General features: G+C 61.2%; 14 protein-coding genes and 1 pseudogene. 4 read left to right on the top strand and 11 right to left on the bottom strand.

Features of this window, described 5'->3' with window-relative positions; translation table 11 throughout:
- Nucleotides 1-54: 54 nt before the first annotated feature.
- From ABJF10_RS03015 to ABJF10_RS02965, 11 genes are all read right to left on the bottom strand, one after another.
- Nucleotides 55-981: a GNAT family N-acetyltransferase gene (locus ABJF10_RS03015; RefSeq protein ID WP_348543037.1), complete on the bottom strand. Its 927-nt coding sequence runs from the start codon at nt 979-981 to the stop codon at nt 55-57.
- The gene (locus ABJF10_RS03010; protein WP_348543036.1) at nt 978-4,223 is read right to left on the bottom strand and encodes a type 2 lanthipeptide synthetase LanM family protein; all 3,246 of its coding nucleotides are present in this window, start codon (nt 4,221-4,223) and stop codon (nt 978-980) included. Before ABJF10_RS03010 ends, ABJF10_RS03015 begins: the two co-directional genes overlap by 4 nt.
- A gap of 74 nt (nt 4,224-4,297) precedes the next feature.
- Nucleotides 4,298-4,636, bottom strand: coding sequence for an NHLP leader peptide family RiPP precursor (locus tag ABJF10_RS03005; protein ID WP_348543035.1), 339 nt, complete (start codon nt 4,634-4,636; stop codon nt 4,298-4,300).
- Between the two features lie 223 nt (nt 4,637-4,859).
- Nucleotides 4,860-6,017 carry a hypothetical protein gene (locus ABJF10_RS03000; protein ID WP_348543034.1) on the bottom strand — a complete coding sequence of 386 codons (1,158 nt, stop codon included), beginning with the start codon at nt 6,015-6,017 and terminating at the stop codon, nt 4,860-4,862.
- Complete coding sequence (locus ABJF10_RS02995; RefSeq protein ID WP_348543033.1) at nt 6,014-7,129, bottom strand: sigma 54-interacting transcriptional regulator; 1,116 nt, start codon at nt 7,127-7,129, stop codon at nt 6,014-6,016. Before ABJF10_RS02995 ends, ABJF10_RS03000 begins: the two co-directional genes overlap by 4 nt.
- A gap of 110 nt (nt 7,130-7,239) precedes the next feature.
- Nucleotides 7,240-10,236 carry an NHLP bacteriocin export ABC transporter permease/ATPase subunit gene (locus ABJF10_RS02990; protein WP_348543032.1) on the bottom strand — a complete coding sequence of 999 codons (2,997 nt, stop codon included), beginning with the start codon at nt 10,234-10,236 and terminating at the stop codon, nt 7,240-7,242.
- Between the two features lie 5 nt (nt 10,237-10,241).
- Nucleotides 10,242-12,446 (bottom strand): NHLP family bacteriocin export ABC transporter peptidase/permease/ATPase subunit, encoded by a 2,205-nt coding sequence (locus ABJF10_RS02985; protein ID WP_348543031.1) that lies wholly within the window; start codon nt 12,444-12,446, stop codon nt 10,242-10,244.
- 36 nt (nt 12,447-12,482) lie between these two features.
- Nucleotides 12,483-13,745 carry an NHLP bacteriocin system secretion protein gene (locus tag ABJF10_RS02980; protein WP_348543030.1) on the bottom strand — a complete coding sequence of 421 codons (1,263 nt, stop codon included), beginning with the start codon at nt 13,743-13,745 and terminating at the stop codon, nt 12,483-12,485.
- A gap of 27 nt (nt 13,746-13,772) precedes the next feature.
- Entirely contained in the window at nt 13,773-16,121 is a 2,349-nt protein-coding gene (locus ABJF10_RS02975) for a TolC family protein (protein ID WP_348543029.1), read from the bottom strand.
- A gap of 255 nt (nt 16,122-16,376) precedes the next feature.
- Nucleotides 16,377-17,024, bottom strand: coding sequence for a DUF3431 domain-containing protein (locus ABJF10_RS02970; protein ID WP_348543028.1), 648 nt, complete (start codon nt 17,022-17,024; stop codon nt 16,377-16,379).
- 67 nt (nt 17,025-17,091) lie between these two features.
- Nucleotides 17,092-17,676 (bottom strand): hypothetical protein, encoded by a 585-nt coding sequence (locus ABJF10_RS02965; RefSeq protein WP_348543027.1) that lies wholly within the window; start codon nt 17,674-17,676, stop codon nt 17,092-17,094.
- 197 nt (nt 17,677-17,873) lie between these two features.
- On the opposite strand from ABJF10_RS02965, the gene ABJF10_RS02960 reads away from it, so the two are divergent.
- The 4 genes and pseudogenes from ABJF10_RS02960 to ABJF10_RS02945 all read left to right on the top strand — a co-directional run.
- Complete coding sequence (locus ABJF10_RS02960; RefSeq protein WP_348543026.1) at nt 17,874-18,890, top strand: AAA family ATPase; 1,017 nt, start codon at nt 17,874-17,876, stop codon at nt 18,888-18,890.
- A gap of 85 nt (nt 18,891-18,975) precedes the next feature.
- Nucleotides 18,976-19,893, top strand: coding sequence for a DUF58 domain-containing protein (locus tag ABJF10_RS02955; protein ID WP_348543025.1), 918 nt, complete (start codon nt 18,976-18,978; stop codon nt 19,891-19,893).
- A 49-nt stretch (nt 19,894-19,942) separates the two neighbouring features.
- Nucleotides 19,943-21,976, top strand: coding sequence for a BatA domain-containing protein (locus tag ABJF10_RS02950; protein ID WP_348543024.1), 2,034 nt, complete (start codon nt 19,943-19,945; stop codon nt 21,974-21,976).
- Nucleotides 21,973-22,924, top strand: a pseudogene (locus tag ABJF10_RS02945) (hypothetical protein); the annotation flags it as partial. The gene ABJF10_RS02950 and the pseudogene ABJF10_RS02945, both read left to right, overlap by 4 nt.

Genomic DNA, 22,924 nt, shown 5'->3' with positions numbered 1-22,924 from the left:
GCCTCATCTGGCAACTGGTTTCTGCCGCCGTCGTCGCCCCTCACGGGCCGTTCACTACCAGCGTTTTTCGACGCCGCGAGTTTCGCCGAAAAAAGAAGAGTACGGCGCCATCCAGCGGCGCGTGAAGGCCACGGTCCGCGGATGTTTGAGCGGCACCGTCCACATGCCTTCGAAAAAGCCATGTACTTCCATCCGGCGCACGGATTCCACATACAGCCAGACGATGCGCCCGAGGCGCTGGAGATCCTTGCGAACGAAGGAGCAGGTGAAGCGAATCAACAACCGGCTCATCTGGTGGTTGATGACCCAACCGACCACCTTCCCATCCTGGCGCAAGGCGACGCTCGTGCAGGGATCAAAATTTTCCTCGTGATCGAACGGTACCAAATCCTCGGCGATCCATGGTTTCTCTTCATGCGACCGCCGGATCTCGGCGCGTTCCGCTTCGGTGACATCGGTCCAGGCGACCATGTCCATGCCGGCCGGCAATTCCGTGAGCTTCATCCAGGGTGCATTCTTGATGATGGGGATGGTGCTTTTCACCACGACCATCCGGGTGACCGGTTCGTCCCACTGGCATTTCTGCAAGACGCGCTCGAAGGCTTCGATGCCGGGTTTGCCGGTCATATAGGTGGCCCGCACGCAGTGTTTCCCTTCCTCACGCAGCATGTCCTCAAAGCGCTGGAGCAAACCATGGCCGAGTCCGTGGCCGCGATCCGCCGGATCGACAAAGAGCGATAGCAAATGGGACACGTCCGGCTCTTGATCCGGCGGGAAGTATCCCAGCGCCATGCCGCACACGCGCCCGGCCTTCTTCACACCGATGGCGCAGGCGTGCTCATCGACATCCATCAAGTTCTGGAACGACGGATAGGTCATCGCCGCGTAGGGCAGCGCGTCGCCGCGTTGCAAACGGTGATACGTGATCTCTCCTTCCGACAAATCTGCGGGCTGGGCTGAGGTAGTTTGGGAGTCGTTCATAGCGGTGGTTCAAAGGCGAGGATGGAAGGCAGAGCCTCAGGTTTGGCGACACGAAGTAATTGATATCCGATTCCGGCCAGCCCGCGAAAAAAGCCGGGCTGAAAGGCGGCGTTTTGCTCCGGTTGCGTCTGGAGCGTGTACGCGCCGGCGCGCTTTGCCCGAAGGACGACGGCAGTGGCGCCCACGCTGGCGATGTGCCGCAGGCGCTCCGAGGCGAGCGATCTGGAGGCGAGGAGTGCGATTTCGATCCGCCCCATGTTTCCGCAGCACAGATGATCGAGCGTCGTGATGCCGCCGCGCACCGTGGTATCCAAGGCGATGTCCAGATCTTCGCGCACGTTTGGATCGTCCATGGCATCGAGGCAACCGAGCCGGGCCAGCGCCACGCCTGGGGCGCCGTGGCACCAGGCATTGACGAGCAAAGGCCTGATCCTGCTGCCTGGCGGCGGCAACACCGGCCAGTTGCGCGCCTCGGCATCGTAGATCGTCCTTTCGTAAACGATCGCCTCGCGCGCCGCTTGCAGGAAATCGTCGCGCTTCGTCGCGACGGACAGCTTCGTGAGTGCGTAGGCGATGCCCGAGGCGCCATGCGCGAAGCCCGCGAGCCGCGTTCCCTCGGGCTGACTCTTCCAGGCTGTGCCACCCTGCGGACCGGCAACGCGTTTAACTAACAGATGCTCGCCGCATTTTTCCGCACGCCGCAAAACGTCCGCATCGGTGGCGACCGCATGCAACGCGAGCAAGGCGAGAATCGTGCCGGCACTGCCGCCCTGAACATCCAGGACTTGATCGGCCATGATCTTCTCATCGGTAATGACCCGCGCGATGCGGCGCGCGGCTTCGAGGTAGCTCGGATCGTCGACCAGTCGATAAATGCAAACGAAGGAATACAGGACCGAGGCGAGGCCGCTGCATCCGCCGATGCCTTCCTCCGCGAGCATCTGGGCGGCGTCGGGATGCTTCAAAATGGTGCCCACCGGCCGGCAGGCTGCCCCGATCAAGGGCAGCAGTTGTTCGTTGCCAGTGACCTTGGTCAGCGCCGCGAGAAAAAGTGCGATGCCCGAAGCACCGTCGTAAAGGTAGTAGGAGACGCCGCGCTGGCCGTGGACATCGGGTTGCCAATGCGACGGGGCCACCCACGTGGCAAAGCCTTCCTTCCCGATGATCGCGCGTCCGGCAATCGCTCGGGCGAGCGACGCTGCCGCCATGATGAAGTCATCGGAGCTGAGCGGGCGAATGGTGGCCAGCACCTGTTCGACGGCATCCGGCGGATTCGACACGGCGACTTCGGGAAGGTGCGTGGGCGGAGTGAACGAAGCGCGGATCAACTCGGCTTGTTTGTTCATATCGGTATCGCTGAATTGGAGAAGGATCTCGCGGCTGGAATCATAGCTTGAACGCTCGCAACAACCGGGGACTTTTTCTCCATCCGGCAATACGAGATCCACGCTGTCCGTCGGCATCGAGAAGAAAGGCACGTCCAGGTCTTCCAGCGCTTTCTTTTCCACGCGGACGAGCGGCCAGAGGTAAGGGCGCTCCGTGGCGCGCGCGAAGGCCCCGCAGAGCCGTTCGAACACCAAGCTCCGCTCCAGGCCGTCATGGAGGTGCCGCGTATTGCGCGCCTCTCGCATAAGCAAGGCGTAGTGCTGGCTCGGGCGGAAGATGAGCCGGGCCGGGCAGCCTTTCAGGAACACAAACGCCTCCGCCAAAAATGCGTCCCGATGCTCACACAAAAATCGATACAGGCCGGCAAAGCCCGCGATGAGTTCGCCGAGATAGTCGGCGGGATTCTGCACGGCGCCATCGAGCAGGAGCACATTGTGTCCTTGCGGCTCGGTGTCGTGCTGCTGGGCGGGCTGCATCGCATCGGTGTTCACGTCCTGCCAGATGAGCCGCTGGTACTGCGACTCATAACCACCGACGCCGCCGAGGCCGCCGACATCATGCAAGCCTCCGTCGCGTCCGCGCTGCCACAACGGCAACAGGCCGATGTTCAGCACCGTGTTATTCAACACCTTGGCGGCGATCTCGAAGGCGCCTCCGCTCTCGCTCTTGGTTGACCACGCCTTCAATCTCGGCTGAAGGAGCGATTCCAGATCGACCAGCACCGGACCGCGAGCCGTGGCCACGACGTTGTCCATGTGGCAATCGCTGCCTTCGAGAGCGTACATCACGCACAGCAGAGCGCCGGCCTGCCGATAGTAGGCCCGCACATTATCCTCATCGACCGCCGGCTCCTGAGCGATGAATTCCACCCACCCGTAAGGACCGCGATGGAGCGCGCGAATCGCGGGCGGCGCGTCCTGGGCTCCATTTTTTTTGAGCCATTGCAGCACGCGATTGTACGCACCCTCCAGCGAGACATCCTTCGGCTTGTAGACCAATTTCCTTCCATTTTCGAAAGTAAGGATCGCGACCTGCCGGCCACCGTTGTGCCGGTCCGAAAGGCTCATCTGCAAATGCTCGACACGGCCCAATCCAGCGTTGGCCTGTTCAAAAAACGAGGCCAACAGACCTTGATCGTAGCGCAGCCGGGCCAGGAGTTCGCGCGTCGTCTCCACCCAGGTCAAAATCTGGCGGCAGAGCAGGCGCGCGAGAACCGGATAGGCGAGCAGGAATTCCTCCAACGGCTCGGCTTCCTGCAGAGAGCTCACATAGCGCAAAAATCGTTCGCGACCGGGCGGTGACGTCGCGTCGCTCCCGCCGACGGTCCGACGAAATTCGTGATAGAGGGCCGACGACGCCAGTTGCGAAAGCCCGGCCAGCAGATGCCACTGCAAGGCGATCCACGCGGACGGCGCCAGCAACGCGAGAGCTTCCTCGTCGGGGATTCCGAGTTTCGTGCGAGCGGCCTCCACGAAAGGCTCCAGGCACGGGGCGAACGCCGGTGCCTCCGCGAGATCGGGGGCAAGCGAATGAGTTTCGAAATACTCCCGCGAGCCCAAGGGCAAAGTGATGAGCAAACGCGCCCACTCCGGCAGTTCCGTGATCGCATCGTTCCGCTGAAGCGCGCGATGCACTTGATCTTCCGTCAGCCCGTCCCACTCGAGTTGCCGCCGAAATGCCGCGTTGTCTCCCCCGGCGGCATGCTTCTTCCAAACTTCCAACCTCGGGTCTGCCACACACGGCCCGATTCCTTTTTGCGCCGTTTTCTCCAGCCGCTCCGCGGGCGTCGCCGCGAGGTTCGCAATCCGCAACGCGACCTCGGCGGAAATGCCGGCTGTCAGTTCGTGACTGTTCAAAGGTGTGCAGACTATAGAGCCGCCTCCCGCACGATGACGGAAGGCGGCTCGTAGGTTTTGTGTCCGGGTTGGACTTACATGATCGCGCTGGGCTTGAACGAGATCTTGGTATTCATCATACCGGCTCCCGTGACGTTGCACGAGAAGGTGTCGTTCTTGCCGCCGGCGACCTGCTCGAGGTCGGCGTCGGAGAGCTCAGCGCCGGAAGCGACTTCGTAGGGCAGAACGAAGTAGAGGGTCTTCGGGCCTTCTTCCACAACCTTGATTTCCAAGTCGGAAGGCAGCGCGTTGTTGAGCTGCTTCTCGATCATGGTCTTCGGAGACTTGAGGAAGAGCGCACGATATTCCGGATACTTGATGTTCCGGGTGATGACGTCTTCGATTTCCGAGCGGCTGACAGTTTGTGCTGACATATGTTTGTGTATTTTGGTTTTTTGGTTTCGATCTCCCAACCGCGCTATGGCAGCCGTGAGGTGAGCCGCATCCTTTAGCTTGGCCCGTGCCAGAGCCTCATGAATAGTCTTAATCCTCTGTAAATAAGTAACTTATGATTTTTTCATTTTGGATACTACCCCATTATTATAGAGGCCCAGCTCCACTTCGCGGCAGCCCGATTCGACTTCCCAATTCCATGAACTACGTGGTACGACGGTCGCCAAAAACGGCAACGCATTTCGCCAGTGCATTCGGAGCCTCCGGCATCGCAAGTTCGAGCAGCGACAGATCGGTCAAGGCCAGGAGAATCGCACTTGATTCGACAGCGTCCGGGAGATGGCGGTCGAAGGTTTGTAACTGCTCCGCCGCCAGCTTCACCACAAGGGATACCATCCGAAATGCCTCGGTCGAAAGCGGTGGAGTGCCGAGATAGTTTTGCAAGCGTCCGCCTGCGCGATAACTTGGGAAATCTTCCAGTCCCATGAACCGCAGGAACCAATCCGCACGATAACCTTTCGCCGCGGCGCGGACGCCCATGAAATCGGCGATTACTTCGTCGAGTAACAAATTGCGCATCGATTGGAACACCCGCTTGGTGAAGTAGTGCGCGCACTCGTGCTCGCGTCGAATCGCGAGTGAGATACCGCGCCACGCAGCTTCATCCAAGCCCAGGCTCGAGGCCGTGACACCGCTGTAGCCTCCATCGCTGAGCAGGATGAAACGGTCTTGATAGAGCTCCTTGCGCGGCTGCAAGCGCGCAAAGCATTCGTCCCAAGTGCTCGATCCCTCGGCCAAAGCGCCTGACTCCCATTGCCTCCGCAAATCCGCGATGCGGTCCCAATTGTTGTATCCCGCCACCATGCATGCGCCTTGCGAAGGCGGAACCGCAGCCGGCTCGTTGCGTTTGGTCAGCGCGCAGAGCAGCGTCTCGAAATCGGCGCGCTCACGCGCCACCACGATTGGCAATCGGCCCGCCGGCGTCGCATAGATTTGCATTTCCAGGGCTTCCGGGGCGACCAACTGCAATCCCGCATCAGGATCGAGCGCCGGCCACATGCCACGACGAGTCGCGGCGACATAGGCCTCCGCAGTGCTCACCCCTTGCGAAATGGGAAACGCGAGCTGCACCAATTTCGTCCGCAACGTCGGGAAAACTCCGGCGTGCGCCGCTTCGGCCATGTAGCGCTCCCAGGTCGCGACGAAAGGCTCATCCGCAAGCGGAAAGCGCAGCGCGTGAGTGCGCTCGTCTTGCACGAACTCGCTCTGGTTGTAGCGGAGCAGTTCTTCGGTAACGGCCCCATCCGCACCCAATTCAGCAAGGAACGCTGCGATCCGAGCCTCGCGTTCCGGGGTCATCATCGCTCGGGCTTCAAGCCATGATGCCGCAGGAAGTCCATGAACTTGTGATACTGATCCGTCGGCACGTTAAAGAGATTCGCCAGCCTGGTGTAGTTGCCCGCGGTCTCAGTCAGTCCGCGCTGCAGCAACTGCCGCACTTGCGTCCGATTCAAATCGCGCTCCATGAACGGCGCATACACGGCGTCCCAAAAGCATTCCTTGCCATCGACCATGCGCACATAGGAATCCACTTCGGCGCCAGGCGAGGCGGCCGAGGTGGCAGCCACCGTCGCGGAACCGCAGCTGCGCTCCAACTGGGCCTCGAAATCGCACGGCTCAATAAACTCTCCATCGCTCAACGAGTAGCCAATCGTGACGATGCTCTTGAGCTCACGAATGTTGCCCGGCCACTTGTGGCTCGCGAGCAATTCGAGGGAGCGATCAGAAAATGTCTTCCGCACACCATAGGTGACCGCGAGACGCCGCAAATTCTGCTCCAGCAGCAGCCGCCAATCGTCTCCGCGATCGCGCAATGGCGGCACGTCGAGCCGGAAGTAACAGAGGCGAAAATAGAGATCGTTGCGGAACTCCTTGGCTACGATCATTTCCTGTAAGAGCCGGTTGGTCGCAGCGATCACGCGCACATTGACCGTTTGCGTCTCCGTCCCACCCACGGCGCGAAATTCGCCTTCGGCCAGCGCGCGCAGCAGCATCACCTGCGCGCTCAAGTGGAGATCGGCGATTTCATCGAGGAAAACGACTCCACGATCCGCCGTCTCGAACAGGCCGCGCCGATCGCACACCGCGCCGGTGAAGCTGCCCTTCTTGTGTCCGAACAACTCGCTGACCGTGAGGTTGCCTTCCTGGTACTGCGGGCAATTGACAGACACGAACGGCTTGTCGTTGCGGGGGCTAAGGATGTAGCAGGCCTTGGCAAAGAGTTCCTTGCCCACACCGCTCTCGCCCACGATCAGAATCGGTTCATTGAAGCGGGCAAATTTTTCCACCTTCCCCAGCAAATCGACCATGGCGGGACTGCGGCCCACGAGCTCGACGGCTTTTTCTTCGCCCCACTTTTCCGCGGAAAGCTGGCGGATGCGGGTGGCGCTATCGCACAGGAATTCGTCATTCATGGCGGCGGGACGGCGAGCCGGTCGCCGGTTTTCCGGGGGATGATATGCCCTGCGCATGGGAGCAATGGTATCGGTTTTCAAGACGCACCTCCTTTTCAGTTATGTGAATATCAGGCAATTTGACGTTTCGCCAATTCAGCAAAGTGTCCACCGCGCTCAAGTAAATCTTTGTAGGATCCTTCCTCCACGATCCTGCCCTGTTCGAGGACAATGATCCGGTCGGCATTGATGATCGTGCTCAGGCGATGCGCGACAACAATGCGCGTGGCGTGCATGGCGTCAAGGCTGTCGGTCACGATTTTCTGCGTCCGATTGTCGAGCGCACTGGTCGCTTCATCGAAGAAAAGAATGCGCGGGCGATTGACGATGGCGCGGGCAATCATCAGGCGCTGGCGCTGCCCGCCGGAGAAAGTGCCGCCACCTTCGCTGACGACGGTGTGCATACCCATGGGCATGTTCTTGATGTCTTCCTCGAGGCCGGCCATGCGCGCCGCCTCCCAGGCATCGTCGATGGTCAGCGGCAGTGCGCCGACGATGTTGCGGTAGATTTCTGTCGGGACGAGCCGGCTCGTTTGCAAGACCACGCCCATTTGCTGCCGCACCTCGCGCAGGTCGAGCGTGGCGAGATCCTGGCCGTCGAAATAGACGTTACCCGCCTCAGGCTTTTCAAAGCCAAGCAGCAGGCGGAGCAGAGTCGATTTTCCGGAGCCAGAACCGCCGACAAAGGCGATAAACTCGCCCGCTTTGATCTTCAACTCGACGTTCTTCAGGATCAAAGGCCCATCGGGTTTGTAGCGGAAATTGACGTGGAAAACCTCGATCTCACCCATGAGTTCACCCGGATACGACTTGGCATCATCGATCTCCGGCGGAGTGTTGATGATCGGCTTGAGCCGCTCGTACATGGGCACAATGGAGAGGATGCTCAACGACGCCGAGCTCAAGGCCAGCATGGCCGCGAGGAACGCGCCAAAGGCGGTGTTGAAGGCGAGGAAGTCGCCGGTGGACATCTTGAAATCGCCTCCGCTCGCATCGCTCACCGCCTTCAACGCAAACATGACGAAGAAGATCGTGATCGAGGTCAGCACCGGATAGCCGGTGTTGAACACCGCGAGGAAATTCGCGATGCGCCCGACTTGAAAGGCTACCCGTTTTTGCTCGGAAAAGCCCTTCGCCCAAACTTTGAAGGCGTGATCCTCCGCGCCGGCCACGCGCAGTTTGTTGACGCCGGTAATGAGCTGCAGGACAAGGCCGCTGATCTTGCCGCGGATGGCATACTGCTTCCGCTGATGGCGCACCTGGGCGAAATTCGCCGCCGAGGTCACGATGACCGCGACGACGACCAATCCAAACGCGGTGAAGGCCAGCTTCATGTTGTACTTGAAGAGCATGATCAGGTAGAAAACCGACGTCATGCTGCCGAGCACCGCGCTGACCCCCACCCCGGATATCGCGGCGCGAATGGAATCGATGCCCTCGGCCCGATCCGCGAGATCACCCGCGGAATAATCACGGAAGAACGTGGAAGGAAGATTCAACAACCGGTCCCAAAGCGCCGCCTGGATGGAGTAATCCATCTTTCCTTCGACGCGCAGCACGGCAATGGCGCGCGTGATCTGAAACGTCGCCGTGGCCAGCGCGGCGAAGATCAGGCCCATGGTAAATTGAAACAACTGCGAGCGCTCGGCGCCGGGGATGACTTGATCGAAAATCTGGCCCGTAAACCACGGCGTAAAAGTCCCCAGCACACCGGTGACCACGCCCATCACGACGATCATCTTGAAATCCCCAGTCAGGCCGCGCGCCCCAAATTTAACGAGGTCCACACCCTTCAAAAGACCGTCCGGGAATGGCCGGTAAAAGCTGTAGGCAAAAGGATCGAAGGTGGCCGCGACTTCCGGCGTGAGTTTGTTGCGCAAGCCGACCTGCGGATTGGCAAATTCGTAGGAGCCCGGACCTGTCGGCAGAATCGCCACTGGCTGTTTGGTGCTCCCGATGTAGGCGAGCAAAGCACCGTGATCATGCTTCCACCATTCACCGCGCAAGGCCACCGTACGGCTGCGGATGCGCGAGGCTTTTACAATGGCGCCGAGGGGGTCCATCTTCTTCCCTTCCTTGCCCGCCTCCGGATGCGGGCGCATGGTGATCCCCAAGGACTCCCCGACCAGACGGCAAACCGTCAGCAGCGGATCGCCCGAGCCATCGGCTTCCGTCTTTTGCGTGCCAGCCGTTTCATCCATCACCGACGCGATGTCGGTCAGCGCGGCTTCCTTGGCGACGCGCCGGTAATCGGCCTTGGTGCGCAGACGATTGAATTCGTCCACCGCCACGAGGCGCTTGTTGATGAATTCGCACTGGCAAAGCGTCTCGTGGAAATAGTCGAGGCCGCGCCAGATGGCCGGGTTGCCCAGCGCCGTACGGGTCGTCATGCATTGCACCCGGTGGTCGTTGTAGGGCTCAAACCACGTTTCGGTAGTGAGGGGAAACAAGGGTGGCTCCGTCTCAAAAAAGAGCTCCTGCATGCCGATGAAAAGTCCCTCAGCCTCCCTCAATTCAATCCAGGTGATCCCCTTCTTGGCGTGAATCTTCTGGCCTTTTTTGATCGCGCTTTCACCTTCCTCGGCAAGGTGCACATCGACCTTGGGGCGCGGCGTGATGTCCTTGGTCACGCCCACGGAGAGCGCCGATATCCAGCTATCGAGCAACGGGGCGAGGTATTCGCTCCACTGGGGGTCAGCCGCGACTTGCTCAAACCGGGAACGTGGCAAATGCCACAGGCGCGTGCCGGTCAACCCGACGGCCAGAAAGCCGTGGCCCTGCCCGTAGCGCTCCAGGTCCATGCCAAACATCACCTCGCCGGTCTTGACGGTGAGGAAGTGAGCACGAGCTCCGATTGGTTCGCCATCCTTCACCTGCACGGTAAACGCCTCGATATTGCCGGACTCCACGAACCACACATTCTCCACCCCATAGAGCAGGAAGGGACGGTTGCCACCGGCGATTTCGAGTTTCCCTTCGGACTGGAAAAAGGCCAGCGCGGGCGACTCGACCACCACGGTCTCGCTCGGCGGGGTGGCAACTGCGGCAGGAGATTCGTCGTCGGGCATGGTGTCTATTCCTTGATCAGATGCGCGTAGGCGCCGTCTGGAATGGCCTTCATCTCGTCGTGCGTTCCGCGTTGCACGACTTTGCCGCGCTCGAGAACGATGATCTCATCGGCATCGCGAATGGTGCTCAGGCGGTGCGCCACGATCAGGCACGAGCAACCGCGGCGGCGCATGGCGTCGTCAATCGCGCGTTCGGTCGTCGGGTCGAGCGCACTGGTGGCTTCATCGAGGATGAGGAAGGTCGGGTCACCGACCAGCGCGCGGGCTATTTCGAGACGCTGGCGCTGACCGCCGCTAAAATTGGTGCCAGCTTCCTCCACGTCGCTGGCGAAACCACCGGGCCGGGCCGCGATCACTTCCGCGATGGCCGCATCCTTGGCCGCGCGGGTGATGTTGATTTCTGGGATCGTCGTATCCCACATCGCCAGGTTGTCGCGCACCGTGCCTTGGAAAAGGAAGATGTCCTGGTCGACCATGCCGATAGAATTGCAAAGCAGGTTGTGCGGGATTTCATCGCGCGGCACGCCATCGAAAAGGATCTGTCCGCTCCACGGCTTGTAGAGGCCCGAGACGAGCTTCGCACAGGTCGATTTGCCGCTGCCGCTGCCGCCGACCAGCGCCACGCGCGAGCCCGGCTTGATGACGATGCTGAAATCCTCGATGAGCGGTTTTTCCAACGGGCTGTAGCCGAAGGTGACGTTGCGGAATTCCACATGGCCGGTCAGCTTGATGAGCTTGTTCAGCGGCGAATCGGCCGGCACGGTGCGCGTGTACTGGTCGTCCTGCGGATAACGCAGCACGTCGTCGAGCCGGTTCATGTCTCCCTCGAGTTCCTGCAAGGTGCTGCCGAAGGTGACGAAGGTCGTGATCGGCTTCATGAAGTTGCCGACCAGGCCCTGGAAGGCCACGAGCATGCCCATGGTGAGGTGCCCGTTCATCACACGCAGACCGCCCAGGCCGAGAATCGCCGTGGTCGTGATCGAAGTGAGCAGCGGCGGCAGCGCACCAATGCACTGGCTGTAGATGCCGAGTTCCTGCTTCGCGGCGAGCGCCTTGGCCTGGTAACCGGCCCAACGGGCAAAGAAGTCCCCTTCTCCGCCGGTGGCCTTGAGTGTCTCAATCATTTGCAAGCCGCCCATCGCGGTGCCCATGAGCTTGCCGCTTTCCTGCAAAAGACGCCGGCTGCCATCGACGCGCTTACGCGCGACCCACTTGTTAACCAGCAGATTCACTGCTCCCAGGAAGATACACGTCAGCGTCAGCACGACATCGTACTGCATCATCAGGATCGCGAAGAAACCGAGCATCGTCATGTCGAGCACGGTCGTCGTCAGTTGCCCCGAGAGCACCTGTGCGACCTTGTCGTTGATCAGCACGCGGGAGCCGATTTCACCGCCGAAGCGCTGGGAGAAAAACTCACTCGGCAGCCGCAAGACGTGGGTGAAAAACTTCGCGGAGGTGGTGAGCGCGAGCTTGGTCTCAAAGCGGAGCAGAAAGTATTTCTGCAAAAAGGTCACCACCATCGAGATCACGGCGGTGATCGACATGCCCAGGAGCAGCGGCTTCACCCAATCGGCCTTTCCGGCCACGAGATATTCGTCGACGAAAATGCGGCTGAAGGCCGGGATCACGAGCCCGGGGATGACGAGGAACAACCCGCAGAGGACGATATAAAGCAGGGCCGACTTGAATCCCTTCAGCCGCCGCATGAGGCCGGGGATGAGACTCGGCGGCTCACCGCTCGGCTTGAAGTCCGGACCCGGCTCGCAGCACAGCACCACGCCGGTGTAGCCCGCGGCCAGATCTCCATCCGTAACGATCTGCGGACCGCCCGCAGGATTGTTGAGATAGACTTTGCCGCCCTTCCAACCTTCGAGCACGAGGAAGTGATTGAAGTTCCAGAAAATGATCACCGGCATCTTCATCGTGCGCAGCGCCTCGAGCTCGTGCTTGAAACCTTTCGCCTCGAGCCCGTGCTTGCGTGCCGCCTTGAGCACGTTGTTCGCCTTACTGCCATCGCGCGAGACGCCGCAGTCCACGCGCAGCGACTCCAACGGCAGGAATTTGTGGTAGTAACCGAGGATGATGCTGAGGGCGGCCGCACCGCATTCCACCGCCTCCATTTGCAACACGGTGGGCGTCTTGACGCGATCGGCGATGAATTTACCGGTCGCAGCCGGTGGCGCTGGAGTCGTTGCTTTTGCAGCCATGCGAAATGATGACGGGGTCCGGGGTTCCGGGCGAAATCAGTGAATACCGAGAGTTTCTCTGACCAAGGGGATCACGAAGCCGATGGGTTTGCGTTCGCTCACGACGATCGATGCCGAACACAGCGTTCCACCAAACACGCCGACCGGCGGCCCGTTCGGAGACGACCACTTGTAGCCACTTTTGGTTGCTGGGTCGAGCTGGAGCGTGGCAATGACTTTCAGCGGCGAACTACTGCCGGACAAATCCTGCACCAGCCGGCCATTGCCCAGCACGCCGAGCATGCTTTCCGGAGATGAGGGATATCCGGAAATGGATTTGACGGTGCCCACCATGAACCCGAACTCCTCGGCGCGCACGGTGGATGGCGAGACGCGCACTTGCATGCCGGGCTGCACCTTTTTGCCGTCGCCGGCGGGGATATAGATCACGCCTTCCAGCGGTGTCGTGTCGAGCGTTTCCATGGTCAGGATTTTGACATCGGGGGTCACGAGCTTGCCGGGGCTCACCCCGACCTCGACCACGCGGCCGGTGTATGGGCTCACCACTTTGGAGGTGCCTTCCATCTGGCCCTGCAATTCGTTAATCGACCGACGGGCCTCATCGATGCGCGTCTCCCTCATGCTCTTTTGCTCCTGGAGCTGCTTGCGAATCGTTCCCTCCTCGGTGGTCATCTGCGTGAGCCGGACGCGGCTGCCGGAGATTTTCTCCTGCATGGCAAAGAGCTGTTGGCGCGCCCCCATCACGGCAGACTGCGTGAGAAGTCCCTTGGCCTGGAGCTCCTCCTGATTTTTGACCTTTTCCTGCAGGGGCGCGAGCTGGGACTGGTAGTCCTTGATCGACTGGTCCGTGCTGACCCGTTCCTTGGAGAGGGCGTCGAGGGCGGACCGGCTGTTCTCGAGTTCGGCCTTGGTGGACTTTTCGTTCTGGTCGACGAGCGAACTCAGAAGCGCCTTGGCGTTGTCGATTTTCATCGAAAGGCCGGATTGACCGATGGACGCCACCGCCTGGCCCTGGGTGACGACATCGCCGATCTCGACAAAGACCTTCGTGACCCGCCCGGTCGCACCGGCTTCCACTTCCAGCACCGAACCGCCACGAATGAGAATGCCCTTGCCATCGACCTTGTTGGGAATGGTGCCGAAAATCCCCCAGAGCAGCCCAATGAACAGGCAGACGCCGACGGTATCGAGAGCCAACCAGCCGATGGGTGACGTGACTCGCATGAGCATGTCGAGTTGCTCGGGCGAGGACAACCGCTCCAGGGCGGCTTTGGTGAAAAGCGACTTGGGATCAGCCATGATTGGGAACTTCCGCGAGGGAAGGAGTTATTTTTTCTTAGCCGGTTTGCCGACCGGTTTCGTCACAGGCGCCAGGGTGGGAGCCGACTGCGCGCTGGAGACCGCGTACGCTCTCACGGGTGGGAGTGTGACAAAATCCTCCCGGCTGAACACGCTCTGGACGGTGTGCGGCACCAGCGTGCCCGTATCAAAACGGAGCTGCGCGATGGCCGTGGCGTACTGCTGGCGGGCGGAGATCACCTGGAGGAGCGCGTTGGTGAGGTTCTGTTCGGTTTCGATGGTGTTAATGAGCGTCGAATTGCCCAGCTTCAGTTTCTCGCGCTCGGTCTCGAGCGCTTTTTCAAAGTCATTGGAGGATTCCAAAGCCTTGTCGATCTGGTCGCGTCCCAATTGGACGGCGCTCAGGTCCACCACGACGCTGGCGATGATACTCCGGCTCAATTGATCCGTCTGGATGAGGCTCGTGTTGTAGAACGAGGTGGATTGCTCGTACTGCCCGCGGGCGAAGTTGTTTTCCAGCGGCCAGGCAAAGCTCAAAGCCGCGGAGACGCTCGGGCCGACCTCGCGATCGAAAGCACGCCAGTACTGTTCATACTGCGAATCCTGCCCCACGCCTGCATAGCTCGTGCGCACCTGGAGGCCCATTTGCGGGCGCAGGTTGATACGCGCGGCGTCGACGAGAATTTTGCCCGAGAGTTGCATCTTCATCGCCGCCAACCGATCCGCGCGATTTTCCATGGCCACGGAGGCCAGCGCCTGGCGCGGAGCATTCCTGAGCATGGATGCGGGCAACGATTCCGGGAAGGACTCGGCCGCCAGCGGCGCGGTGAGCATCTCCCGCAAGTCGAGCCCCATGAAGACGGCGAGATTTTGCGTGGCGCTCACGAGATCCTGTTCCGCGGAAACGCGCTGCGAAGTACGGATCGCATATTGCGCCTGGATTTGCGAGAGCTCTGACGGCGCCAGTTCGTCGGCTTTGATCAATTCGCGACTCAGATCCACCAACGCACCGGCGATCAATTCCGACCGGAACAAGAGCCGCAGACGCTCCTGCGCCGCCACGACTCCCCAGTAGGCCTGGATCGTTTGCAGGACGGCTTGCGACATCGTGTGATGGAGGTTGAGCCGGCTGGCTTCCAGATTCACCGCCGCAGAACGTTCCTGGGCCGAGGCGGCAGCCCCCGAACCCTTGCCGAGAGGCACAATGACCTGCAAGCCAACCTCGGACGTACTCAGGTCGCCGATGCCCGTCCGGCGGGTGAAATTGTCATTCGAGCGGGCATATTGGACGAACGGGCCGAAGGAGATGCCGTTGCGGAACTCCTTGACCAGGTCGAGTTCGTAGCTCGTCGTCTCCGTCTTGCGGACGGTGATCGGCGGGAACTGCTCGATCTGTTTGTTCAATTGCTTGAGCTGGGATTTCAACCCGGTAAGAATTTGCGATTGCACCTGCGCCCCGAGGTCGGTGCTCTGTTTCCTGATCTTTTGGATTTGCGCCAATTGCTCCGGCGTGGCCACCGCATCCAGGATTTGATCCGCCAAGTCCTGAATCTGCTGGTCAATCTGGTTCTGCAGGTCCGCGGTCGCCTTCGCCTTCGGGTCGGTGATGCTCGAGGTGTCGGGCAAGGGCTTGATGCCGGCTTTCAGCGACGCGATCTCGGCCTCCGACTGAACGATGCCCTTTTCCAACACACCTCGTTTGACCTGATTCTGATGGAAGGCGTCTTGCTGCGCCTTGGCCTGATCCGGCGGCAATTCGTTTTGCTGATACGCCCAGCGGACATTCCCGGTGAGGGTGGTATCGAATTGCCCCGTCGCGGAGCGCAAGCTGGCCCTAGCCTGGGCCACGTCTTCCGCGGTGAGCTTGATCGCGGGGTTCTTTAGCAGCGTGATTCTTACCGCATCGAGCAGCCCGATGCGATGCGTGCTGATCGTTCCTTCCACTTCGGAGGCTTTTTCGGAGGCATCCGCTTTCGAAGGCACGGGCGGTAACGTCTTGTCCTTGAACTTCGGTGGCGCAGTCCTCGCATTGCCATTGATCGGCGGGATCAAGGGCGTGGTGGTCGAAGGTGGCACAGTCGTACCGTCCGGCAATGTGGGGTTCGCCGGATCGGCCGGTGTGATGAGGGGCGGACTAAGCGGATCGGTGGCGGGCGTCGCCGTCGGTATGGTGGGAACCGGAGTAGCGGGCTTCTGATCTGGGGCGGCTGCGGAGGCGTCCGTCGCTGCTGCGACCAGAACGCTCGGATTGCCTTTCGATTTTTGGGCGGTCTTGGATTTCGCCGCGCCGGGATCCGCGCCGTAGGCCGCGACGCTCACGCCCAGCAGACCAAATAATATCCCGCGAAAAATGTCGGAGCCTGCGTGTGAACTCATATTGGGGAGCGACTTTAGGTTAAAGGCGTCGAGTAATCCGTCTTACCACGGTGGTTAAATACGGGTTTATACGGATTTCTCGCCTACCAACTTTCAGATAGGGTTCTTTTCTGAGGCGAGCCCTCCTGGCAGACAAGCCTTTTTTACTCCAATTTGCGCCGATCATTAGGCAACGGCCTTTGGGCAGCAACCAGGGTGGCGTGACACGCTACGAACCGACCCAACAATGACGGTGCTGAGGCCTCCGATTCCGGCTCACTCCTGATAGCCATTCTCGGTCATGATGGTCTTGGCCAATCGGCGGGGCTCAACCATTTTCCCCGTGAGAATAAAGTACCAGAGCTGCTCAAAAAGGATGGCTGCACGAAAATCGGCCATGTCTTTTTGCTCATCCAGCCACTGGTAGCACCGCTGGTAAAATTTCACGTCGTGGGAGAGGATGCACTCTCTGGTGGTGATGAATTGCGCAGACCACGTGTGCTCCAACTTGTCTGGCAGGTTGACCCCGAATATCGGACAATACTTCTTCAGTTGGAGCCACACCGGCATCCCGTGGGCACAGTCCTCGAACAAGGAATGTCGAAGGTAAGGATTGTTGAGACTGAAGTATTCACTCCCATCATACCTTTGAATTGCCTCCATGATTTTCACGTCCTGGTGCCAGGCCGTCTCATGGCCATGGCAGAAGGCGACTCTGGCCGGCAGATCGGAGTAGAAATCGATTATGAACCGGAAATACGCCAGCGCTTCTCTTCCGCGATTCTCCACACTTCGGATGCGGCTTTGATCCAGGGCCGATTCGGCCAGGGAGAGGGGTTTCTTCGAATACACTACGTAGTCGAAGTCCGTTTGCCGCGCGAGCCAAGTGAGGTCCTCCTTGTTGTGACAGGCGACGATCCACATCTCGCTGCTTCTCATCTTTCCTCCCTCCGGACGGTCGTCGCCGTGAAATGGCGGTCTCCCTGATCGATCATTGGAAGATCGAAAGGCCGTGCCGCAAGGTATGCTTGGAATGAAAATCCATACGGCGCAGCCCTTGGGATTTTTCAAGCCAGTCGGCGAATTGCACCTCGCCCGGTTGGTGGACGATGCCTTCGGGCGTTTCGACGCCGCCATACTTCTGATGAACCGACCGCACAAATGGCTTCGCCCAGGTACCGGTATCATGCACCGCAATCATGGCCGGCCGCGGTATCAGTTTTTCAAAGACCAGCTTGTTGACCTCGCAGTCATGTCCCGCGTCGAAAAATACAAAATCCACGGCGCCCGTCATTTCCGTCTCGTACTTCCGCATGTCCATCTGGATGGATTTGAGGCGCGGCGCGAATTCCTTTTCCATGTCTTCCACCGGCGGCATGATCATGGCGTCGACCGCGAATACCCTGGGGACACCTGCTTCGAGCCAGACGCGCGTGCTGTATCCCAGGCACGACCCAAATTCGAGCACCGCTTGCGGACGGACTGCCCGGACGATCCCATAGAGCAGCATCGCCTCATCACGCTGGATCGGGCCGAGCGCTTCCTCGGAGTAGGATTTGAGCCATTCAAGTTCCATAGACCTGCAAAATCTTCGGCATTCGGCGCGCCGTCAATCCAGTTAACCACCGCTCTTTTCCCTATCCACTTTGCGACGGCTGTGAAATTTTATCGAACATTCCACCGCGTTCGGCTCTCTTACGGCGCAATCCGTCGCCCTCTCCGCCACAGAACACGCGTGGAGCGGACGCCGGAGGTGAACCAGGCCCTTCCTTTATGCAAAAAGAAACCCCCGGTGCGGTCTCCCAGGATGCCGACGTCCAGGCCATCGACGAACTTCGCGAACTCAACGGCCGTATCCGCGCCGAGCTGGCGAAGGTGATCATCGGCCAGGACAAGGTCATCGAGCAATTGCTCACCTGCATCTTTGCCCGCGGGCATGCCCTGCTCATGGGCGTGCCGGGCCTGGCCAAGACGCTGCTCGTGCACTCGCTGGCGGATTTGATGTCGATGTCCTTCAGCCGCATCCAATTCACGCCCGACCTGATGCCGAGCGACATCACCGGCACGGAAATCTTGCAGGAGACGGAGAAGGCGGGCCGGCGCGCCTTCGAGTTCGTGAAAGGGCCGCTCTTCGCCAACATCGTGCTGGCCGACGAGATCAACCGTACGCCTCCCAAGACGCAGGCCGCGCTCTTGCAGGCGATGCAGGAGCAGAAGATCAATGCGGGCAAACACAGCTTCCGGCTCGACCCGCCGTTCTTCGTCCTCGCCACGCAAAACCCGATCGAGCAGGAGGGCACCTATCCCCTGCCCGAGGCGCAACTGGACCGCTTCATGTTTCTCATCAATGTCGGCTATCCGAGCGCGGCGGAGGAATTGCAAATCGCGAAGACCACCACCGGCGGCGCGGCGCCGGTGCTGGACAAGATCCTGCACGCGGAAGACATCCTGAAATTCCAGGATATTGTCCGTCGCGTGCCGGTGCCGGATCACATTTACGAGCACGTGGTGAAGCTCGTGCGCAAATGCCGTCCGGTGGGCGAAGAAGCTCCGGAATGGATCAAAAAATGGGTCATGTGGGGACCTGGTCCTCGCGCCGTGCAGTACCTCGTCCTCGGCGCCAAGGCACGCGCCGTCCTGAACGGCAGCTACCTCGCCCGCCTCGAAGATGTGCACGCGGTGGCCGAGCCCGTGCTGGCCCACCGCATCCTCGTGAATTTCCACGCGGAAAGCGAGGGCATCAATAGCATCGAGATCATCAAGCGGATCATCGCGGAGACGGCGGAATGAGGAGGCAAGTGATCAGTTGTCAGTATTCAGTGCGCGTCTACCGGCCGCCTACTACTGAGCACTGATTACTGATTACCCTGCTACCATGGCCAGGACCGAACACCACTGGGACTTCCTCGACATGGCCGTGATTGCGCGGCTGTCGCGGCTCACCGTCTCGGTGCGACTCCCGATGCTCGGGTCGGTCACCGGCATTCATCGCAGCGCCACCCGCGGCTCTTCGGTCGAATTTGCGGAGTATCGCAAGTATGCGCCGGGCGATGACCTGAAGTTCCTCGACTGGCGGGTCTTTGCGCGGACGGACAAGTATTTCATCCGCGAATTCGAGGCGGATACGAACCTGCGCTGCTATGTCGTGCTCGATACCAGCGCGTCGATGAAGTTTACCAGCGGCGCGGTCACTCGTTTCGAGTTTGCCCGGCGCATCGCGGGCACACTCGCGCATTTGCTCGTGCACCAGGGCGATGCCACGGGGCTCATGTGTTTTACCGACAAGACGCTGCACGAACTGCCGCCACGCCGCACCCCCACGCATTTGCGGCAGTTGCTCGACACCCTCGCGGACGCCAAGCCGCAGGGCGAAACGAACCTCGTTACCACGCTGCATGACTTCGCCGAGCGCATCCGTCAGCGCAGCCTCGTGATCATCATCAGCGACCTGTTCACCGAGGTGCCGGAACTGCTCGAGTGCTTCAAGCACCTGCGCTTTTACAAGCACGACGTGGCCGTCTTCCACCTGCTCGACCGGCAGGAATTCGACTTCGATTTCACGCGGCCCGTGCGCTTCGTGGACATGGAAAGCGGCGCGGACTTGATCACCGACCCCGCCGTGGTGCGCGAGGCCTATCACGAGGCGCTGCAAGACTATCTCTCCACGATGGCGCACGGCTGCCGGGAGTTCGACGTGGACTACCGGCTCACCTATCTCGACCAGGGCTACGAAGGGGTGCTCACGCAATTCCTCCTGCAACGAATCAAGCGCACGAAGGGAGGGCGGCGATGAAAGCGAAAGACTTCATCCTTCATCCTTCATCCTTCCGCCTTTCTTCCTAATGGCCTACTTGCAGCCATGGATGTTGTGGGTGCTGCCGGCGGTTTTGCTGCCGATCATCATCCATCTCCTCAACCGGTTGCGCTACAAGACGGTCCATTGGGCGGCGATGATCTTCCTGCTCAAGGCGAACCGCGCCGCGACCCGGCGCGCCAAGATCCGCCAGTACATCCTGCTCGCCCTGCGCTGCCTCGTCCTGCTGTTCCTGATTTGGGCAATGGCGCGGCCGCTGATTGGCGGCTGGCTGGGCTCGGCGGCGGGAGGGGCGCCGGAGGCGATCGTGCTGCTCCTCGATCGCTCGGCGAGCATGGAAGGGCGCGGGGGTGAAGGGCAGGAGAGCAAGCGGGGACATGCGCTGGCGCTGCTTTCGCAAGCGGCAAAGCAGAGCGCGGGCAGTCATTTCGTGCTCATCGAAAACGTCCTGCGGCAACCATTGGAAATTGCCGACGCCTCGACGCTGACGACCATGCAGATGTGCGAATCGACGGACACGGGGGCGGACCTTCCCGCAATGTTCCGCGCGGCACTCGACTATCTCGCGAAGAACAAACCGGGCAGCGCGGAGGTGTGGGTGGCAAGTGATTTGCAGGCCAGCAACTGGCGGCCCGAGAGCGCTGAGTGGCAGGACATCGCGGCGCGCTTCAACGGCCTTACGCAAGGCGTGCGCGTCCGCATCCTCGATCTGTCGTCCGCGCCGGGGGACAACGTCTCGCTGAGCTTGAAGAGCGCCGAGATGCGCGTGCGCGACGAGAAGACCGGCAAGGCGCAGCTCAGCCTCGCGCTGGAACTGAAGACCGACGCGCCCGGCAAAGGCACGCTGCCCCTGCTCTTCACGCGCGACGGCGCGAAGAGCCAGGTCGACGTGCCGCTCAAGGCCGCGACCCAACGGCAGAATCTCAAATTCGATCTTCCAAAAACCGAACCCGGCTGGGGTGAACTCGAATTGCCCGCGGATGAAAATCCCGGCGACAACACCGCGTATTTTGCCTACGCGCCACCGGTGCCCTTGCGCGCGGTCATCGTCGCGGAAGGCGCTTCGGCCCAGCGTCTGCGGCTGGCGGCGGCGCCGGACAAATCGCGCACCGACCGGTCCGCCGATATCGTTCCCGCGGCGCGCGCCGAGACGATTTCCTGGAAAGATACCGCGCTGATCGTGTGGGCCGCACCGGCTCCCAGCGAGGTGGTCGCGAAATCGCTGCAAGGCTGGGTCGAAGGCGGAGGCGTGCTGCTCTGCCTGCCGCCCGGAGGCGAAGAGACCAGCGGACCGCTCGGGTTCACATGGACGGCGGCGGAATCCGCGCCGAAGCCCGCGCCTTTCCGCGTGACCGCGTGGGATGATCTCGATGGTCCTCTCGCCCGCACCGACAACGGCACCCCGCTGGGCCTCGCCAAACTCGAGATCGCGCGGCGTCAGGTCCCCGGCGGCAGCGAAGGCGATCACACAGCCGCCGCCTTTGCCGATGGCCGCCCGTTTCTCCTTTCGCACAAAGTCGGCGCGGGAATGGTCTTCGCCTGCGCGACCATGCCGGAGGCCGACTGGGGTAATTTCGGCGATGGCTTCGTGCTGCTACCGATGATGCAGCGGTTGCTCATCCTCGGGGGCAAACACCTCGCGCCGCCGACCATGGCCCTCGCCGGCGAATGGCAGCCTTCCGATCCGCAGGAAACGTGGACCGCAGTGGAGACCGACCGCCGCCGCGACTGGCGCTGGCACGCGGGCGTGTATCGCAACGGCGCGCACCTGATCGCGCTCAATCGCCCGGAAAGCGAAGACGCCCCGGAGATTGTCGAGCGCGCGCGCCTGCCGGAATTATTCCACGGCGTGAAGCTGACGATTATGGCCGGCGCGCTCGAACTCAAGGCCGACCGCCTGCAGAGCGAAATCTGGCCGGTGATGATCGTGCTCACCATGCTCTTCATGTGCGCGGAAATGGCGCTGGCCACCAGCAAGGCGATGCTGCCCATCAAGCCGGGCACGAAGTCCGTGGCAGCGCGTCCTCCGTCGAAACCGGCACCCGCGGAGGTCCCGGCGTGAACGAAGGCTGGCAGTTCAATACGACGCCGTGGGTGATGGGCGTGGCGGCGATGTTCGTGCTGGCGTCGGCTTGGTTTTTCGTCCGCAGCATGCGGCGCGAAGGGCGCGGCGGCTGGATGACCTGCCTGCACGTGCTGCGCTTGCTCATCGCGCTGGCGATCGCCTTCACACTCCTCCGCCCGGAGCGCGTGCAACTCAACAAGCACACCGAGCAGCCGCGCGTGGTCGTGCTGTGGGACGGCTCGGGGAGCATGGAAACGCGCGACGTGCTGACCGGCGAAAAACAAACCGCGGCCCGCGCCTCGTGGGTGAAACAGCAGGTCGAGTCCAAATTCTGGGCGCCGCTGGAAAAGCAGTACCAAGTCACCGTCGAGCCTTTCGCCCAACCGCCCGCGGACGCGAAGGCCGACACGGAAACGGAGATCGGCACGGATCTCGATTCGCCGCTGGAGCGCGTGCTCAAGCAGCACGGCGACCTCCGCGCGGTGTTGCTACTCAGCGATGGCGACTGGAACCTCGGCAAATCCCCGATCACCGCCGCGACGGGTCTGGCGCAGCGGGAGGTGCCGGTCTTCGCCGTCGGCGTGGGCAGCGAGACGTACCTGCCGGATGTCGAATTGCAGTCGGTGCTCGCGCCGAGTTACGGGCTGATCAACGAGCGCATCAGCGTGATGTTCACCGTGCAGAACCATCTGCCGCGCGAGGTGAAGACGACCGTCACCGTGGAGGGCCCCGGCGGCGCCACCGGCACGAAGAACGTCGTCCTGCCGCCGATGGGACAAGTGCAGGACATGCTCGTCTTCACGCCGCAGAGCGAAGGCGAGGGCGACTTCACCGTGCGCGTCCCGGTCGAGGCGGAGGAAGTTTTTCCGGGCAATAACGCGCGGGCCTTTCATCTCGCGGTGCGCAAGGAAACGCTCAAGGTGCTGGTCGTCGATTCGCAGCCGC

The sequence above is a fragment of the Chthoniobacter sp. genome, from assembly GCF_040003245.1.
Classification (GTDB): Bacteria; Verrucomicrobiota; Verrucomicrobiia; order Chthoniobacterales; family Chthoniobacteraceae; genus Chthoniobacter.
Note: the sequence above shows the minus strand (reverse complement) of the source record. Positions and strands in the feature narration are given on the sequence as shown.

What these genes read in the sequence shown, in the direction of transcription:
- ABJF10_RS03015 (WP_348543037.1), bottom strand. Translation starts at nt 981, where the DNA reads ATGAACGACTCCCAAACTACCTCAGCCCAGCCCGCAGATTTGTCGGAA.
- ABJF10_RS03005 (WP_348543035.1), bottom strand. Translation starts at nt 4,636, where the DNA reads ATGTCAGCACAAACTGTCAGCCGCTCGGAAATCGAAGACGTCATCACC.
- ABJF10_RS03000 (WP_348543034.1), bottom strand. Translation starts at nt 6,017, where the DNA reads ATGATGACCCCGGAACGCGAGGCTCGGATCGCAGCGTTCCTTGCTGAA.
- ABJF10_RS02995 (WP_348543033.1), bottom strand. Translation starts at nt 7,129, where the DNA reads ATGAATGACGAATTCCTGTGCGATAGCGCCACCCGCATCCGCCAGCTT.
- ABJF10_RS02990 (WP_348543032.1), bottom strand. Translation starts at nt 10,236, where the DNA reads ATGCCCGACGACGAATCTCCTGCCGCAGTTGCCACCCCGCCGAGCGAG.
- ABJF10_RS02985 (WP_348543031.1), bottom strand. Translation starts at nt 12,446, where the DNA reads ATGGCTGCAAAAGCAACGACTCCAGCGCCACCGGCTGCGACCGGTAAA.
- ABJF10_RS02980 (WP_348543030.1), bottom strand. Translation starts at nt 13,745, where the DNA reads ATGGCTGATCCCAAGTCGCTTTTCACCAAAGCCGCCCTGGAGCGGTTG.
- ABJF10_RS02975 (WP_348543029.1), bottom strand. Translation starts at nt 16,121, where the DNA reads ATGAGTTCACACGCAGGCTCCGACATTTTTCGCGGGATATTATTTGGT.
- ABJF10_RS02970 (WP_348543028.1), bottom strand. Translation starts at nt 17,024, where the DNA reads ATGTGGATCGTCGCCTGTCACAACAAGGAGGACCTCACTTGGCTCGCG.
- ABJF10_RS02965 (WP_348543027.1), bottom strand. Translation starts at nt 17,676, where the DNA reads ATGGAACTTGAATGGCTCAAATCCTACTCCGAGGAAGCGCTCGGCCCG.
- ABJF10_RS02960 (WP_348543026.1), top strand. Translation starts at nt 17,874, where the DNA reads ATGCAAAAAGAAACCCCCGGTGCGGTCTCCCAGGATGCCGACGTCCAG.
- ABJF10_RS02955 (WP_348543025.1), top strand. Translation starts at nt 18,976, where the DNA reads ATGGCCAGGACCGAACACCACTGGGACTTCCTCGACATGGCCGTGATT.
- ABJF10_RS02950 (WP_348543024.1), top strand. Translation starts at nt 19,943, where the DNA reads ATGGCCTACTTGCAGCCATGGATGTTGTGGGTGCTGCCGGCGGTTTTG.